Annotated in this window: 13 protein-coding genes; 9 read left to right on the top strand and 4 right to left on the bottom strand. The window is 72.2% G+C overall.

The genetic code is table 11. From position 1 onward, the window contains the following. Positions 1-580 precede the first annotated feature (580 nt). The 3 genes from CLV70_RS18535 to CLV70_RS18525 all read left to right on the top strand — a co-directional run bounded on the left by CLV70_RS18535 (position 581) and on the right by CLV70_RS18525 (position 2517). Entirely contained in the window at positions 581-841 is a 261-nt protein-coding gene (locus CLV70_RS18535) for a hypothetical protein (protein ID WP_146164093.1), read from the top strand. Between the two features lie 221 nt (positions 842-1062). Next, positions 1063-1803 carry a M50 family metallopeptidase gene (locus CLV70_RS18530; RefSeq protein WP_106127781.1) on the top strand — a complete coding sequence of 247 codons (741 nt, stop codon included), beginning with the start codon at positions 1063-1065 and terminating at the stop codon, positions 1801-1803. 75 nt (positions 1804-1878) lie between these two features. Further along, a complete protein-coding gene (locus tag CLV70_RS18525) occupies positions 1879-2517 on the top strand; it encodes a M50 family metallopeptidase (RefSeq protein ID WP_106127780.1) in 639 nt (212 codons plus the stop codon). Between the two features lie 52 nt (positions 2518-2569). On the opposite strand, the gene CLV70_RS18520 is transcribed toward CLV70_RS18525, so the two are convergent. Beyond that, on the bottom strand, positions 2570-4153 hold the full coding sequence (locus CLV70_RS18520) for an acyl-CoA carboxylase subunit beta (protein ID WP_106127779.1): 1584 nt from the start codon (positions 4151-4153) through the stop codon (positions 2570-2572). A gap of 890 nt (positions 4154-5043) precedes the next feature. Here CLV70_RS18520 and CLV70_RS18515 point away from each other — a divergent pair. The 3 genes from CLV70_RS18515 to CLV70_RS18505 all read left to right on the top strand — a co-directional run bounded on the left by CLV70_RS18515 (position 5044) and on the right by CLV70_RS18505 (position 8464). Next, positions 5044-6807 carry a hypothetical protein gene (locus CLV70_RS18515; RefSeq protein ID WP_146164091.1) on the top strand — a complete coding sequence of 588 codons (1764 nt, stop codon included), beginning with the start codon at positions 5044-5046 and terminating at the stop codon, positions 6805-6807. A 171-nt stretch (positions 6808-6978) separates the two neighbouring features. Beyond that, positions 6979-7848, top strand: coding sequence for a biotin--[acetyl-CoA-carboxylase] ligase (locus CLV70_RS18510; RefSeq protein ID WP_106127777.1), 870 nt, complete (start codon positions 6979-6981; stop codon positions 7846-7848). 4 nt (positions 7849-7852) lie between these two features. Continuing rightward, the gene (locus tag CLV70_RS18505) at positions 7853-8464 is read left to right on the top strand and encodes a PH domain-containing protein (protein ID WP_106127776.1); all 612 of its coding nucleotides are present in this window, start codon (positions 7853-7855) and stop codon (positions 8462-8464) included. Here the strand turns inward: CLV70_RS18505 and CLV70_RS18500 are convergent. From CLV70_RS18500 to CLV70_RS18490, 3 genes are all read right to left on the bottom strand, one after another. Beyond that, the gene (locus CLV70_RS18500) at positions 8391-8954 is read right to left on the bottom strand and encodes a GtrA family protein (RefSeq protein ID WP_106127775.1); all 564 of its coding nucleotides are present in this window, start codon (positions 8952-8954) and stop codon (positions 8391-8393) included. The genes CLV70_RS18505 and CLV70_RS18500 overlap by 74 nt on opposite strands. A 62-nt stretch (positions 8955-9016) precedes the next feature. Beyond that, positions 9017-9676, bottom strand: coding sequence for a GtrA family protein (locus tag CLV70_RS18495; RefSeq protein WP_106127774.1), 660 nt, complete (start codon positions 9674-9676; stop codon positions 9017-9019). Next, the gene (locus tag CLV70_RS18490) at positions 9657-10421 is read right to left on the bottom strand and encodes a sigma-70 family RNA polymerase sigma factor (protein WP_106127773.1); all 765 of its coding nucleotides are present in this window, start codon (positions 10419-10421) and stop codon (positions 9657-9659) included. Before CLV70_RS18490 ends, CLV70_RS18495 begins: the two co-directional genes overlap by 20 nt. Before the next feature lie 309 nt (positions 10422-10730). Between CLV70_RS18490 and CLV70_RS18485 the strand changes: the two genes are divergently transcribed. The 3 genes from CLV70_RS18485 to CLV70_RS18475 are packed head-to-tail and all read left to right on the top strand — an operon-like array spanning position 10731 to position 14555. Then, positions 10731-12536 carry a phosphoenolpyruvate carboxykinase (GTP) gene (locus CLV70_RS18485; RefSeq protein ID WP_106127772.1) on the top strand — a complete coding sequence of 602 codons (1806 nt, stop codon included), beginning with the start codon at positions 10731-10733 and terminating at the stop codon, positions 12534-12536. Between the two features lie 55 nt (positions 12537-12591). Further along, on the top strand, positions 12592-13440 hold the full coding sequence (locus tag CLV70_RS18480) for a hypothetical protein (protein WP_106127771.1): 849 nt from the start codon (positions 12592-12594) through the stop codon (positions 13438-13440). Next, positions 13395-14555 (top strand): NAD(P)/FAD-dependent oxidoreductase, encoded by a 1161-nt coding sequence (locus CLV70_RS18475; RefSeq protein WP_425440182.1) that lies wholly within the window; start codon positions 13395-13397, stop codon positions 14553-14555. Before CLV70_RS18480 ends, CLV70_RS18475 begins: the two co-directional genes overlap by 46 nt. Positions 14556-14581: the final 26 nt, after the last annotated feature.

The raw sequence follows: 14581 nt of genomic DNA, 5'->3' as shown, positions 1-14581 counted from the left end.
GGCGACCGCCGGTAAGCCGGCGCAGACGGGGGGTGTTCAGCCGCCGCCCAAGCAGGGCAAGACGACTCCGCCGAGTGTTGCGCCGTCGTCGGCTCCGCGGACCACTGCAGCGAGTTCCGCGCCTGGGGCGAAGGCGCTGCCGAAGGGGTGGCGGACGTACGGGAATGCCTCGACCGGGTTCACCGTGCCCATTCCCGAGAATGCCTCGATCGACGCGCGGAACCCGAACGAGATCGAGTTCCGGTGGAACAACCGGCTGCTCCTGCTCGCGCAGACGAACAGTCCGGCGGATCCGCTGGAGGACTGGAAGAACCAGGAGCGGACGCGGTCCGGGGGCAAGTATCGCGATTATCAGCGGATCAAAATGGTGCCCGTGGACTACTTCCAGGAGTCCATCGACTGGGAGTTCTTCTACACGACCGTGGACGGGAACCGGCAGCACGCCATGAAGCGGAACATCGTGGTCAGTTCGAAGCGGGCGTTCAGCATCAACTGGTATACGACGCCGGAGGACTGGGACGCGGCGAAGAAGGACCTTCAGGTGCTGTACGACGGTTTCAAGCCGATGTAGCGGGCGCCCGTGCATGAGGTGATCGATGGCGGGGTATGGATCGATCATCGAAGCTGGAGGTGCACGATGTTCCGCCGACACGGCAGCAAGCCCACCCTCGCCCTGTGGATGCTGGTCGCGCTCGCCGACATCGCCATTCTGGTGGCGGCCGTGGGATTCGTGACCGTGCTGCTTACCGCCGCCGGAGCGATGATCGTGGCGGGGGCGGCCGCGGGTGTCTGGCAGTTGCAGCGCCGCACAGGCTCCCAAGCCCTGCGCCGACGCGCCTGACCGGGCGCGAGCGGACCTGCGCCGCGACCGGTGGCGCCGTGAGCCCGGCCGGCGCGGCCTGAGCGGGCGCGGCCTGAGCGGGCGCGGCCGGTGTGGCCTGAGCGGGCGCGGCCGGTGTGGCCTGAGCGGGCGCGGCCGGTGCGGCCCGAGCGGGCCGGCGTCGTGAGTCGGAGCGGGCTGAGCGGGGTGGTGGCTGCGGGGATCGGCTACGCTCCCGGGCTGTGTCGATCGACTCGGTGAGTGATATCTGGGAGACGCTGGTCAGCGCCCAGCCGGACCCTCCCGGCGCCCTCGTTCTGGTCACTGCGGTGATCGCGCTTCTCGTGATCGGGTTCCGCCCGCTGTGGCGGATCGCCCGGAATGCGATCACCATCGCGCACGAGGGCGGCCATGCGCTCGTCGCGCTGCTGACCGGGCGCAAGCTGCGGGGCATCCGGCTGGAGTTCGACACGTCCGGGCTCACGCTCTCGGCCGGGCGGCCGACCGGGCCCGGGATGATGTTCACGCTGCTGGCCGGGTACGTGGCGCCGTCGCTGATCGGGCTCGCCGGGGCGTGGCTGCTCGGCGGGAACCGGATCACGATGCTGCTGTGGCTCGCCGTCCTGTTGCTGCTGCTCATGCTGATCAACATCCGGAACGTGTTCGGCGCGGTGTCGGTGATCGTCACCGGGGCGATCGTGCTCGCAGTTTCCTGGTACGCGTCCGCGCAGGTCCAGGCGGCTTTCGCGTACGCGGGGGTGTGGTTCCTGCTGTTCGGCGGGATCCGGCCCGTGTTCGAGCTGCAGACGTTGCGGAGCCGGGGGCGGATGCCCGAGTCCGACGCCGATCAGCTTGCCGGCATCACCCACGTACCCGCGCTGTTCTGGGTCGGTCTGTTCCTCGCCGTCGACGTTGCCGCGCTGGTGATCGGCGGGTTCATGCTCGCCGGCCAGTGGCTTCCGGAGGTAGGCGCGACGCCCTGACCGGGGAAGCGAACGGCCCCGGTTAAGTATTCAGTAGTGATGCGCGTCACCCAGAGCGGCCGATAGTTTCGGGGCATGGGCATGGCCTGGAGCACGGCGGTGGTGGCGTTCGTCGGAGCGGTGCCGCTGTGGCGCTACACGACCAACGTGATCACCGTCGCGCACGAGGGCGGGCACGCGGTGTTCGGCTGGCTGTTCGGGTCGGTCGTCAAGCACGTCAAGATCTTCCACGCGGGCTCCGGCGAGATGCTGTCCGGCAGGGAGAACTGGTTCTCCGCCTTCGTGTCCCTGGTCGCCGGCTACCTCGGCCCGTCCCTTTTCGGGTACGCGGGCGTCCAGCTGCTGATCCACGACTTCGACCCGCGCTCCGTGCTGTTCCTCAGCCTCGTGTTCCTCGCCGGGGTGCTGATCATGGTCCGTACCCTGTTCGGCGTCTTCGTCATCCTCGCCACCGGCGCGGTCCTGTGGGTGGTGGCGATGCGGTCGACGGAGGCGGTGCAGCTGGCTTTCGCGTACGTGTGGGTCTGGTTCCTGCTCATGGGCGGCGTCCGTCAGGTGCCGGAGCTCTTCCGGGCCATGCGGGCGGACGAGGTGACCGACGCCGGCCTGCTGCAACGGCACACCCTCGTCGGCGACGTCGTCTGGCTCTTCCTCTTCTGGCTGCTGTCCCTCGCCGCCCTCGTCTACGGCGGAGCGCTGCTGCTGCGTCACTAGAGCGCGTCTTCGCTGAAGCGCTGGCGCTCCCGCGTCGCTGAAGGCCGGGCGCTCAGAGCGGGATGTTGCCGTGCTTCTTCGGGGGGAGCGTCTCGCGCTTGGTGCGCAGCGTACGCAGAGCGCGAGTGACCTGGATCCGGGTCTGCGACGGCGCGATCACCGCATCGACATAGCCCCGCTCCGCCGCGATGTACGGGTTCGCGAGCGTGTCCTCGTACTCCTTGATCAGCTCGGTGCGCAGGGCCGCGGGGTCGTCGGACGCCGCCAGTTCGCCCCGGTAGAGGATGTTCACGGCGCCCTGCGCGCCCATCACGGCGATCTGCGCGGTGGGCCAGGCGAAGTTCAGGTCGGCGCCGAGGTGCTTCGAGCCCATGACGTCGTAGGCGCCCCCGTACGCCTTGCGCGTGATCACCGTGACCTTGGGAACCGTGGCTTCGGCGTACGCATAGATCAGCTTGGCCCCCCGCCTGATGATGCCGTCCCACTCCTGGCCGGTGCCGGGCAGGAAGCCCGGGACGTCGACGAACGTGACCACCGGGACATTGAAGGCATCGCACGTACGCACGAAGCGCGCGGCCTTCTCCGACGCGGCGATGTCCAGGGTGCCCGCGAAATGCATCGGCTGGTTGGCGACGACGCCGACCGGGCGCCCCTCGACGCGCCCGAAACCGACCACGATGTTCTGCGCGTACAGGGGCTGGACCTCGAGGAAGTCCTCCACGACGGCCTCGACCACGGCGCGGATGTCGTAGGGCTGATTCGCCGAGTCCGGGATCAGCGTGTCCAGGGCAAGATCCGCTTCGCTCGGGCTGAGCTCCGCGGGAGCGTCGAAGGTGGTCGGTTCGTCCAGGTTGTTGCTCGGAAGGTACGACAGAAGCGCGCGCACGTAGTCGATCGCGTCGTCCTCGTCGGCCGCCAGGTAGTGTGCGTTCCCGCTGCGCGTGTTGTGCGTACGCGCGCCGCCCAGCTCCTCCATGCCGACGTCCTCGCCGGTCACCGTGCGGATCACGTCCGGTCCCGTGATGAACATGTGCGACGTCTGGTCCACCATGACCGTGAAGTCCGTGATCGCCGGCGAGTACACCGCCCCGCCCGCGCAGGGACCCATGATCAACGAGATCTGCGGGATGACGCCGCTCGCCCGTACGTTCCGGAAGAAGATGTCGGCGTACAGGCCGAGCGCGACCACGCCCTCCTGGATGCGCGCGCCGCCGGAGTCGTTGATGCCGATGATCGGGCAGCCGATCTTCATGGCCAGGTCCAGCACCTTGACGATCTTCTCGCCAAAGACCTCGCCGAGGGAGCCGCCGAAGACGGTGAAGTCCTGGGAGAAGACGCAGACCTGCCGGCCGTCGATCGTGCCGTGGCCGGTGACGACGCCGTCGCCGTACGGCCGGTTCTTCTCCAGCCCGAAGGCGGTCGACCGGTGTCGGGCCAGCTCGTCGAGCTCCACGAACGAACCCTCGTCGAGCAGCAGCTCGATCCGCTCGCGAGCGGTCTTCTTGCCCCTGGCGTGCTGCTTCTCGACGGCCCTCGCCGAACCGGCGTGCACCGCCTCGTCGGTCCGCCGGGCCAGGTCGGCGAGCTTGCCGGCCGTGGTGTGGATGTCGGACTCCGCGTCCTGCTGGGTCGTCACTGTCCTGTGCCTCCACTCACCGGCTCGGCACGGTCCGCATCCGTGCCGCTGGTGATCGTATCCAGCGTTCGACGACGGCGGGCGGCGGCCGGTGGCCGACTGCGACGTCGAGTCGGGGTCGTTTCGTTCCTAATGCACCATTCGTTACATCCCGCGTGACGACATGGATGACCCCCGTCGGCGTGGTGTTGATCGTCGGTGGCATCGCGACCCTGATCGTGTTCCGGAAGGCGCTGTTCGGCGCCACCTCGGGAACCAACGGCGCACGCGGCCACGGCCCGGCTCGGCGCGGCGCCGGCCGGCGCGGTTTCGGGCTTGAGCGGCGCGGTGACGGCGCTGACCGGCGCGATGCCGGGCCTGAGCGCGGTGCGGACCGGAGGATCAGCCGTCGCGAGCGCAATGCTGGTCGGCGCGCCGCCGAAAGGGCCGAGCGCGGTGCGTCGGGCCGGCGCGGCGGCAGGGTGGAGAGCGACGAGCCGGTGGAGCGCGATGGTGGTGCCGGCAGGCGGGGGAGTTCCCGGCGTGCCGGCATGCCGGGGCGGCGCCGGGACCGGGCCGCCGGGCCCGCCGTGGAACCGGCCGGCGCGTTCGACGAGCGGCCCGGCGACGCCGCGGGTGTCCGCCGTCCGGTGGCGCCCGAGCCGGTCGTGATTCCGGGACGTCGCACGCCCTCCCACCTCGATGACGGCCCGGCGATCGGCCGTGGCGACGGCGCTGCATCCGGCATCGTGAGCGGGAACCGGGCAGCTCCCGCCCCGCGCGACGGCGCCGGACGCAGGCCCGCCGGGGTCGTTCCCCGGGACGGTGCCGGCAGTGGTCGGCCTGCTGGGCAGGGCGCCGTCGGCGGCCGGGGCGGGCGTCGGTTCGCGGTCGAGCCGGATGCCGTTCCGGTGCCCGAGCCGCGTGGCTCCCGTCGGTTCTGGCCCATCACCCCCGTCGCCGATCCCGAGCCGGTAGCGGCGAGGCCCGAGCCGCCCGCGACGCTTCCCCCGGTCTCGATCGTCCCCGCCGACGACGAGCCGGCCGGCCCCACCGAGGTGCGCCTGGTCAGCCTCCCACCGACGCCTGACCTGGAGGTGACCCCGGGGCTCGACCACAACAGCGACGCCGAGGACGCCGAGCAGGGCGTGGCGGCCCGCCCGTACCTCGACGAGCGGACGGACCGCAGGACCTGGGCGGCCGGCGAGGACCGGCTCCCCGATGACGAGGTACGGCTCGCCGATCTGCCGTTCGCCGCAGTGCCGTCCGGGCGGGAGGAGCGCGAACCCGAGGAGCCGGAACCCTCCGGTGACTTCGAGGCCGTCCACGACACCGACGCCTCCGGCAGCTTCCCGGCGACCCTCGACCCGTTCGCCGCCGGCGGCTACGACGTGGATCCGTTCGAGGACCAGGCCCTGCCCGCGGCCGTGGACCCCTTCGACAACCCTGCTTCCGTACGCCGCCAGTGGCCCGACCCTCGCTACGGCGACCGGGTCGAGGGCTGGGTACGCCCCCAGTACCGCGACGAGCCGGTGTCCGGCGACTACTGGACCCCGGTCCCCGACGCCGGGTACGGCTGGCCGGTGCCGGTCGAGCGCATCCCGGAGGTGCCGCCGTACGCGTCGGCCGAGGGGTTCGATCCGGCCCCGGAATCCGAACCGACGGCGGTGGTCCCGCAGTGGCCCCCGGCCCGCCCGGACGCCCGCATCGGCACGCCCCGCGCCGGTTCCCCCGACAACGACCACCCGGATGCCGGGACCCGCCGGGACGACGAGGCTCGCCGGGGCGATGTGGCCCGGCGGGGTCACGCGGCAGGGCGTCGAGATGACGTGGCCCGCTCGGTGGACATGGCGGGCCGCGGTGAGGTGGCACACCGGGGCGACGTGAACCGCTCGCTCGACGTTGCCGGCGGCGACCAGTCGCGCCGGGATGGCGTGGTCGGCGGCGGCGACATGGCCCGTCGGGATGGCGTGCCCGGCGGCGGTGAGGTGGCGCGCCGGGATGGTGTGGCGGGCCGAGACGAGGTGGCGCGTCGGGATGTGGCGGCGCTCCGGGATGAGGTCGCGCGGCGGATGGATGCGGTTCGGGCGGGAGGGGCGGGGAGCTCGCGTGCCGAGCCGCCGGCTGTGGCCGTTCCGAGCATCGAGCTGCCCGCGCCGGTCGCTCCGTCCACCGAGCCGCCCGTGGTCGCGTTCGATGGCCGGCCCCGGGCCGGCGGGGCCGACGAACGGGAGTTGCCTCGCCGGACCCGCGCTCGCCGTTCCGATCGCGATGCCGGCGCCGTCGAGCCGGTTGCGCGGCCGGGGGAGGCGGGCTCCTCCGGGCGTGAGGATGCCGGTCGGCGGGAAGGTACCCGGTTCGCCGGGCGGCCCGAGAGTGCGGAGGGCCCGATCTGGACCGTTCCGGACCTGCCCGACGCCGGGATGCCCGAGCTCGACTGGACCGCGAGCCCCGGCCGGGAGGACCCGCGCGCGTTCCGGCGCGCCCCGAACGTGGTGCGACGCCGGCGTGGCGGCACGAGCGACCCGACGCAGAACCTGCCCGCGGTCGACCTCGGCGACAAGACGCCCCCGCTGGCCCGGCCCCGCCCGCGGCCCCGTCCCCGCCCGGGCGCCGGCCAGCCGGAGCCCCGAAGCACGGTCTACGTGAGCAAGCACGCCGCGGAACCGAGCTGACGGTGCCCGTATGCGGCGGGCGGATGCCGAGCCGATGGCGGCAGCGGGGGAGCGGCGGGCAGGCCGAGCCGGGTGGGCCGAGCGGGCGGGCTGAGCAAGCAGCAAGCAGCGGGCGGAGGGCGGCAATCGGCAGGCGACAGTGGGTGGGGGGCCGGGCGCTAGGCTGGGGCGATGGCCTCCTCGCCGTACACGGATCTTGATCGGCCGCCGCTGGCTGCGCGGGCTTTGCAGCGGGCGCTGGTCACTCCCGGGGGGATGTGGCGGCGGGTCGATGTGGTTGCCGAGACCGGTTCGACGAATGCCGATGTTGCTCAGGCTGCCCGGGACGGGTCCGGGGAGGGGCTTGTCGTCGTCGCCGAGCAGCAGGTTGCCGGGCGGGGGCGGCGGGATCGGCAGTGGGTGTCGCCGGCGCGGGCCGGGTTGACCGTGAGTGTGCTGTTGCGGCCCGGGGCCGCCGATCCGGATCAGGGGTGGGCAGCGGCGCCGCAGCGGACGTGGGGGTGGCTGCCGCTGCTGGCCGGGGTCGCGCTGCGGGAGGCCGTGCAGCGGATCGCCGAGGTCGATGCCGCGTTGAAGTGGCCGAACGATCTGCTGGTCATGGGTCCGGACGGGGTGCAGGGCAAGGCCGCCGGGATTCTCGCCGAGGTCGCGGGGGACGCCGTCGTCGTCGGGGTGGGGCTCAACGTGAGCACCCGGGCCGAGGAGTTGCCCGTCACGAACGGGCTGCCGGCGACGTCGTTGCGGGTGGCCGGGTCGAAGACCACGGATCGCGACCCGCTGTTGCGGGCGCTGCTGCGCGGGCTGGCCCGATGGTACGGCGGGTGGCGCGAGACCGGCGGCGACGCGGAGCTGTGCGGGTTGCTGGGGGCGTACCGGCGGGGGTGCGCGACGATCGGGCGGGACGTGCGGGTGCTGCTGCCCGACGGCGGGGAGCTCGGCGGCGCGGCGACCACGGTGGACGCCGAGGGACAGCTCGTCGTCCGTACGGCGGACGGGAGCGAGCGTCGCGTCTCGGCGGGTGACGTGGTGCACGTACGCTGAGCGCGTGGCCTTTCCGGACGACGTCCTGACCGACGAGGAGGAGGTCGTCCTTCACCTGCATCCGCACGCCAAGGCGGCCGTACGCCCGATTCTGGTCCTGCTGTTCTGCCTCGCCGCCGTGATCCTGGTGTGGGTGATGCTTCCGCCGAACACCGGCGGCCTGATCGGCGTGTGCGTGGTCGGTGCGGTGGCCCTCTTTTTCGGCAGCACGCGTGGGGTCTGGCCGCTGCTGGTGTGGCGCAACACCCACTACGTCTTCACCGACGAGCGGATTCTGCTGCAGGACGGCGTCGTCGCCCGGCAGCGGCGGGACCTGCCGTTGAACCGGGTCAACGACCATGTCACCCGGCAGTCGCTGGTCGAGCGGATGCTCGGGTGCGGCACGCTCACCGTCGACTCGATCGGGGAGCAGTCCGCGGTGATGGTCGCGGTGCCGCACGTGCAGCAGGTGCAGACGACCCTGTACGAGCTCATCGAGACCGACCGGGAGCTGCGGCCGGACGACGAGGACGAGGACGACGAGGAGCCGGAGCCGCCCGTCCTCAGACAGCGCGGCGCTGGGCGTCGATCTCCTTGGCGATCTCCTCGTCCAAGCGGCCCTCCGCCTCGGCGCTGAGCTCGGCGAGGCCGGCGGCGACGTCGAGCTCGGCGATGGTCGCCTCGTGGCCGTCCACCGCGGGCTTCAGGAAGACGAAGGTCCGGTACGCCCAGAAGCGGAAGATCGTCGCGATCACGATGCCGAACAGGGTGACGCCCATGAACAGCACGGCGTCGTCCTTCTCGGTGAGGCCGAAGCCGTACTTGCCGATGGCCAGCGAGCCCGACTGGATCACCATGCCGACGAGGTTGAACCCGAAGAACAGGGTGTACTCCCGGCGGAGGGCGGTGCGGGTGTGATGCCTGTACGTCCAGTAGCGGTTGGCGACGTACGCCAGCGTGGTCGTGACGACTGTGGCGACGACACTCGCTTTGACGGCGCCGATGGGCAGCAGCGCCCACGTGATCGCCATGTAGAGCAGGGTGTTCGCTGCGCCGATGACGCCGAACGCCAGGGCCTCGGGGGCGAGGTGGCGCAGACGTTCCGTCAGCGGGCGGGCTGAAGGCATTCGACAACCTTACGGGGGGAAGGGCGAGGGACGACGGGCACAGCCGGTGGCCGGAGCCCTCGTCACATCCGCGGGACGGTGCGCGGCGCCGCCGGCTCGGCCGACTGCGGTGCGCTTGCGCCGGCCTGCGGGGCCGGGGCCTCCGGGGTTGCCGGGGGAGCCGGTTCGGGCACGACGGCGTCGCCGAACACGAAGCGGCGGTAGGACCAGAACCGGAAGAGGGTGCCCACCGCGGTGCCGACCAGCTGACCGGAGATGTTGTCCGCGAGCGGGGTCTGGAACTCGGGCCAGATCGCGCCGAGCCCGTAGTGGCTGAGCGCCAGGCAGGACAGGCCGATGGCCAGGCCGACGCCGTTGAGCAGGAAGAACATCGTGTACTGCTTGGCCATGTGGCTGTGCTCGCGGTGCCGCCACGTCCAGAAGCGGTTGCCGATGAAGGCGACCGTGGTGGCCACGACGGTGGAACCGGTCTTGGCGAGCAGCGACTCGGCGCCGGTGTGCAGCAGCACGTTGAAGATGATCAGGTCGATGGCGAAGGCGATGGTGCCGACGACGCCGAACTTGCTCAGCTCGCGCACGAGGGCCCCGAAGCGTGCCCGCAGGGCGGGCAGGAGGGCGGCGGCAGGCACGGACCCGAGAGTACCGGCGACAGTCACGCCCCGCTGTTCCCGCGACCTTTCGCGGTGGTTTCGTGAGCGACTCTTAATCCTTCGGCCCCGCATGGTTCCGTTGCCGGTACGGGCGGTAATGGCGCTGGTTGACTTCGGTCACCTCGGCGAGCCGGCCGCGGCAGTCTCCGCACCAGGCGAGGTGGTTCCGGAGGCGTACGCCCTCCCGCGGCGCGAGCCGTCCGCGGACGTGGCCGGCCAGCCGTTCCCCGGCCCACCGGCACTCGGGCGGATCGGCGACCGCGACGTGCTGCTGAAGGTAGAGGCAGCGCAGCCCCTCCCGCGCGCGGTGGGCGAGCACGGCCACGGCGTTCGGGGTGAGGCCGAGCTGCGGTGCCACCTCGGCCGGGCTGGCGCCTTCCACCTCGGTGCGCCACAGCACGTCCCGCCAGCGGTCGGGCAGCGCGCGGAAGGCCCGGGCGGCGAAGGTGCGTTCCAGCCTGTCGAGCGCCGGGTCGAGGAAGGGTTCGCCCTCGTCGTACCGGGTGAGGTCGTCGGTGAACTCGAGCCGGCGGTCGCGCCGCGCCCGGTGGTAGCAGACGTGCCGCAGGGTGGTGTGCAGGTACGCCCGGAACGCGACGATCGGCCCGCGCCCGGCCCGCAGGGTCGCGAACACCTTGGCGAACGTCTCGGCCACCAGGTCGTCGGCGTCGGCGTGGTCGGTGACGAGCCGGTACGCGAGGGCCCGGGCCGCGGACCGGTGGCGCTGGTAGAGCACGCCGTACGCGGCGGCGTCGCCGGCCCGTACGGCGGCCAGCAGCTCCGAGTCGGCGTCGGTCCCGCCGGCCGGGATCGCCATTCCTGCCTCCTGTAGCCGGGAGTGGGAGGAAAGCCCGATTACGGCCAAGCTTATGGCCTTTTGTCCAATTTGCGAAAGCGGGCCGGAGGCGTGCGCGGCGTACCCGAGAGAACGCTCTCTGCTCACAAGTGCGTCGTTTGTCGAAGGATCGATCGTCAACGAGCATCGGCGCCGAACATTGTGCGGTTGTCCACAGGATTCACCGATGAACTGAACGTTTCCTCGGCTTAGGCTGACGTGACTCCCGTGACCAGGGCCGGCCCGGCCGGCCTGGTTCGTCACAGGTCAGTGCCGACCGAAGGGATTCACATGTCCGTACCCCCCACCTCCCACGCACGCCTGCTGAGCTGGGTCGATGAAGTCGCCGCGCTCACCACGCCCGACCGGATCGTCTGGTGCGACGGGTCCGACGAGGAATGGACCCGGCTGACCGACACGCTGGTCGACGCCGGCTCGCTCGTCCGCCTCGATCCCGCTCGCCGGCCGAACTCGTTCTGGGCCCGTACCGATCCCGGGGACGTCGCCCGCGTCGAGGAACGCACCTTCATCTGCTCCGCCGACCCGGCCGACGCGGGGCCCACCAACAACTGGATGGCGCCGGCCGAGATGAAGGCGACCATGACGCAGCTGTACCGGGGCTGCATGCGGGGCCGCACCATGTACGTCGTCCCGTTCTGCATGGGGCCGCTCGACGCGCCGAACCCGATGTTCGGGGTCGAGCTGACCGACAGCGCGTACGTCGTCACGTCCATGAGGATCATGACCAGGATGGGCACGAAGGTGCTCGAGGCGATGGGCGCCGACGCCGACTTCGTGCCCGCCCTGCACTCGGTCGGTGCGCCGCTCGAGCCGGGACAGGAGGACGTCGCCTGGCCCTGCAACGAGACCAAGTACATCTCGCACTTCCCGGAGACCCGGGAGATCTGGTCGTTCGGCTCGGGGTACGGCGGCAACTCGCTGCTCGGCAAGAAGTGCTTCGCCCTGCGGATCGCCAGCGTCGCCGCCCGGGACGAGGGCTGGCTCGCCGAGCACATGCTGATCATGAAGCTGACCTCGCCGGAGGGGCAGGTCCGCTACCTCGCGGGCGCGTTCCCGTCGGCGTGCGGCAAGACCAACCTGGCCATGCTCCAGCCGACGCTGCCGGGCTGGAAGGTGGAGACGGTCGGCGACGACATCGCCTGGATGCGCTTCGGCGAGGACGGGCGGCTCTGGGCCACGAACCCGGAATACGGCCTCTTCGGCGTCGCCCCCGGCACCGACCAGCACACCAACCCCAATGCGATGCGTACGCTCGCCCGCGGCAATTCGGTCTTCACCAACGTGGCCCTCACCGACGACGGCGACATCTGGTGGGAGGGCATGGGCGAGCCGCCGGCGCACCTCACCGACTGGCGGGGCAACGACTGGACGCCGGACTCGGACACCCCGTCGAGCCACCCCAACAGCCGCTTCTGTACGCCCATCAGCCAGTGCCCGATCCTCGCGCCCGAGTACGACGACCCGCGCGGCGTACCGATCGACGCGATCCTGTTCGGCGGTCGCCGCAAGACGACCGTGCCTCTGGTGACCGAGGCCCGCGACTGGGTGCACGGCGTCTACTTCGGCGCGACGCTCTCCTCGGAGACCACCGCCGCGGCGGTCGGGCAGGTCGGCGTCGTCCGGCGCGATCCGATGGCGATGCTGCCGTTCATCGGTTACCACGCCGGCGACTACTTCCACCACTGGATCGAGATGGGCAAGGCCGCGTCCGGCGACGCGGAGAAGCTGCCGAAGGTCTTCTACGTCAACTGGTTCCGCCGCGGCGACGACGGCCGGTTCCTGTGGCCGGGCTTCGGCGAGAACTCGCGCGTGCTCAAGTGGATCGTCGAGCGGCTGGACGGCAAGGGAGAGGCCGTCGAGACGCCGATCGGGCACGTGCCGACCGCGGACGCGCTGGACCTGAGCGGCCTGGAACTGGACAGGGCCGACGTCGAGGCCGTGCTGGCCGTCGACACCGACGAGTGGCTGGCCGAGATTCCGCAGGTCGAGGAGTGGTTCGCCAAGTTCGGTGACAAGCTGCCGGCCGTGCTCTGGGCGGAGCTCGACGCGCTCAAGTCCCGCCTCAACGCCGCATGACGCCCCGCGCCCGCCTCGCGTTCGAGGCGGGCGCGGCCTGGGTACTTCCGGGCTCGTGACCGTCGACTACGGGCCGCCCCGGGTGGTCCACGCGCTGCGCCGGCTGCTGGTCGCGACGGCGGCGGCCACCGCCGGGGTCGAGCTGCTCAACTACTGGTACGCGCCCGAGCACGGTTTCGGGCTCGCCGTCCGGACCGGCTGGGCGCTGCTGCGTACCCTCGGCTGGTTGATCCTGATCTGGCACGTGCGCCGCGGCCGCGCCGGCGCCCGGCCGCTGGGCCTGATCCTCGCCGTCACCACCGTCTTCGCCGTGGGCCGGCTCGTCGTGCCGCGCACCGGCGCCCCGCCCGCCGCCGGCGTCATCGGGTTCGCCGCGCTGACCGTGCTCTGCGTGACCGTCGTCGTGCTGCTCTACCAGCATCCCGGCGTGCAGGGGCACCTGGTCCGCCATCCGAAGAAGGTCGTCCTCACCCGGGAGGGCATCGAGGTCCGCGAGGCGGTGCCGAAGCGGCCGCCGCTGGCCGCCTGGGCGATCACCGCCCGGGTCGCGGCCTTCACCTACAGCCCGCTGATGCTGGTCCCGGCCCTGATCTCGGTGGCCGAGCTGGGCCGCCGGCCCGAGTGGATCCTGGCCGTCGGCTTCTGGTTCGTGGCGGGGATCGGCGCGAGCTACGCCGTGCTGCTCAGCACGTTCTTCCTGATGCGCGGGAAGTCGTGGGCGCCGAAGCTGGTCCTGTGGGTGACTGTCGGCGTGCTCGTCGTCGACCTGCCCCTCTGCTATCTGCTGCTGGGCGTGGACGGCGTGATCCGCGACGGCGCCCCGCTGGTCGCCGCCGCGGGGCTGGTCTGTTACTCGCTGTGGCGGGTGGCCCGCCTGCCGGACCCGGCGGCGGCCCCCGCGTGAGATACGACGTCGCGGTCGTCGGTGCCGGTCCCGCCGGTGCCGCCGCGGCGCTCGCCGCCCGCCGGGCCGGCGCCTCGGTGGTGCTGCTCGACCGGGCCGCCTTCCCCCGGGACAAGCCGTGCGGCGACGGCATCGCCGCCGAGACCCTCGACGTCCTCGCCGGGCTGGGCGTCACCGGGGCGACCGACGGATATCCCCCGGTCGAGCGCCTGCGGCTGATCGCGCCGGGCGGCACCGAGGTGGACCGGCCGCTGCCCCGGCCCGCGCACACCGTGCCGCGCAGGGTCTTCGACGCCCGGCTCGTCGAGGCCGCCGTCCGCTCCGGCGCCGAGCTGCGGCGCCACACCGTCCGATCCGTCCGGTACGCGCCCGGTGGCGTGATCGTCGACGGCCGGATCGAGGCGGGCGTGCTGATCGGCGCGGACGGCGCGGGATCCGTGGTGCGGCGCGCCCTCGGCCACCCCGCCAACCCCGGCGGCCACCTGGCCATCGCCCTCCGCGGGTACGCCCCGGCCGCCGGCGCCGAGCAGCTCATCCGGACCACGAGCGCGCGCTGGCCCGCGTACGCCTGGTCGTTCCCGCTGGGTGACGGCACCGCCAACGTGGGGTACGGCGAGGTTCTGCGCGGGACTCCGCTCACGAAGGCGTACCTGATCGGGCGGCTGGGTGAGCTCCTGCCCGGCACCGAGGCGACCGGCCTGCGCGCCCACCACCTGCCCCTGTCCACCCGCCGCCCGGCGCCCGCCCGCGGCCCGGTGCTGCTCGCCGGCGACGCGCTGTCGCTGATCAACCCGTTCACCGGGGAGGGAATCTTCTACGCCGTGCTCTCCGGCGAGCTGGCCGGCACGGCCGCCGCGGCCGGCCCCGGGGAGGCCGCGAAGCGTTACACCCGCGCGCTGCGGGCCCGGCTCGGCCGGCACCTGCGACACTCCGGCTTCGCCACGCTGCTCACCCGGCAGCCGCGCGTCGTCGACGCCGCGGTCCGGGCGGCCCGGCGGAATCAGGCGGTTTTCCACCGGATGGTGGACCTCGGGCTCGCTGACGGGGTTTTCGACCTTCGCACGATCGGACGGATCGGGGCCGAGATGTTCCGTTCGGCGGCGCCGCCCTCTTGAGCCCCGGCGCCGTCTCGATAGGCTGG

The organism is Pseudosporangium ferrugineum (genome assembly GCF_003002065.1).
GTDB lineage: Bacteria > Actinomycetota > Actinomycetes > Mycobacteriales > Micromonosporaceae > Actinoplanes > Actinoplanes ferrugineus_A.
Note: the sequence above shows the minus strand (reverse complement) of the source record. Positions and strands in the feature narration are given on the sequence as shown.

Excerpts from the sequence above, each read along its gene's own strand:
- CLV70_RS18485 (WP_106127772.1), top strand. The coding sequence starts at position 10,731 with ATGTCCGTACCCCCCACCTCCCACGCACGCCTGCTGAGCTGGGTCGAT.
- CLV70_RS18490 (WP_106127773.1), bottom strand. The coding sequence starts at position 10,421 with ATGGCGATCCCGGCCGGCGGGACCGACGCCGACTCGGAGCTGCTGGCC.
- CLV70_RS18525 (WP_106127780.1), top strand. The coding sequence starts at position 1,879 with ATGGGCATGGCCTGGAGCACGGCGGTGGTGGCGTTCGTCGGAGCGGTG.
- CLV70_RS18510 (WP_106127777.1), top strand. The coding sequence starts at position 6,979 with ATGGCCTCCTCGCCGTACACGGATCTTGATCGGCCGCCGCTGGCTGCG.
- CLV70_RS18500 (WP_106127775.1), bottom strand. The coding sequence starts at position 8,954 with ATGCCTTCAGCCCGCCCGCTGACGGAACGTCTGCGCCACCTCGCCCCC.
- CLV70_RS18495 (WP_106127774.1), bottom strand. The coding sequence starts at position 9,676 with ATGCGGGGCCGAAGGATTAAGAGTCGCTCACGAAACCACCGCGAAAGG.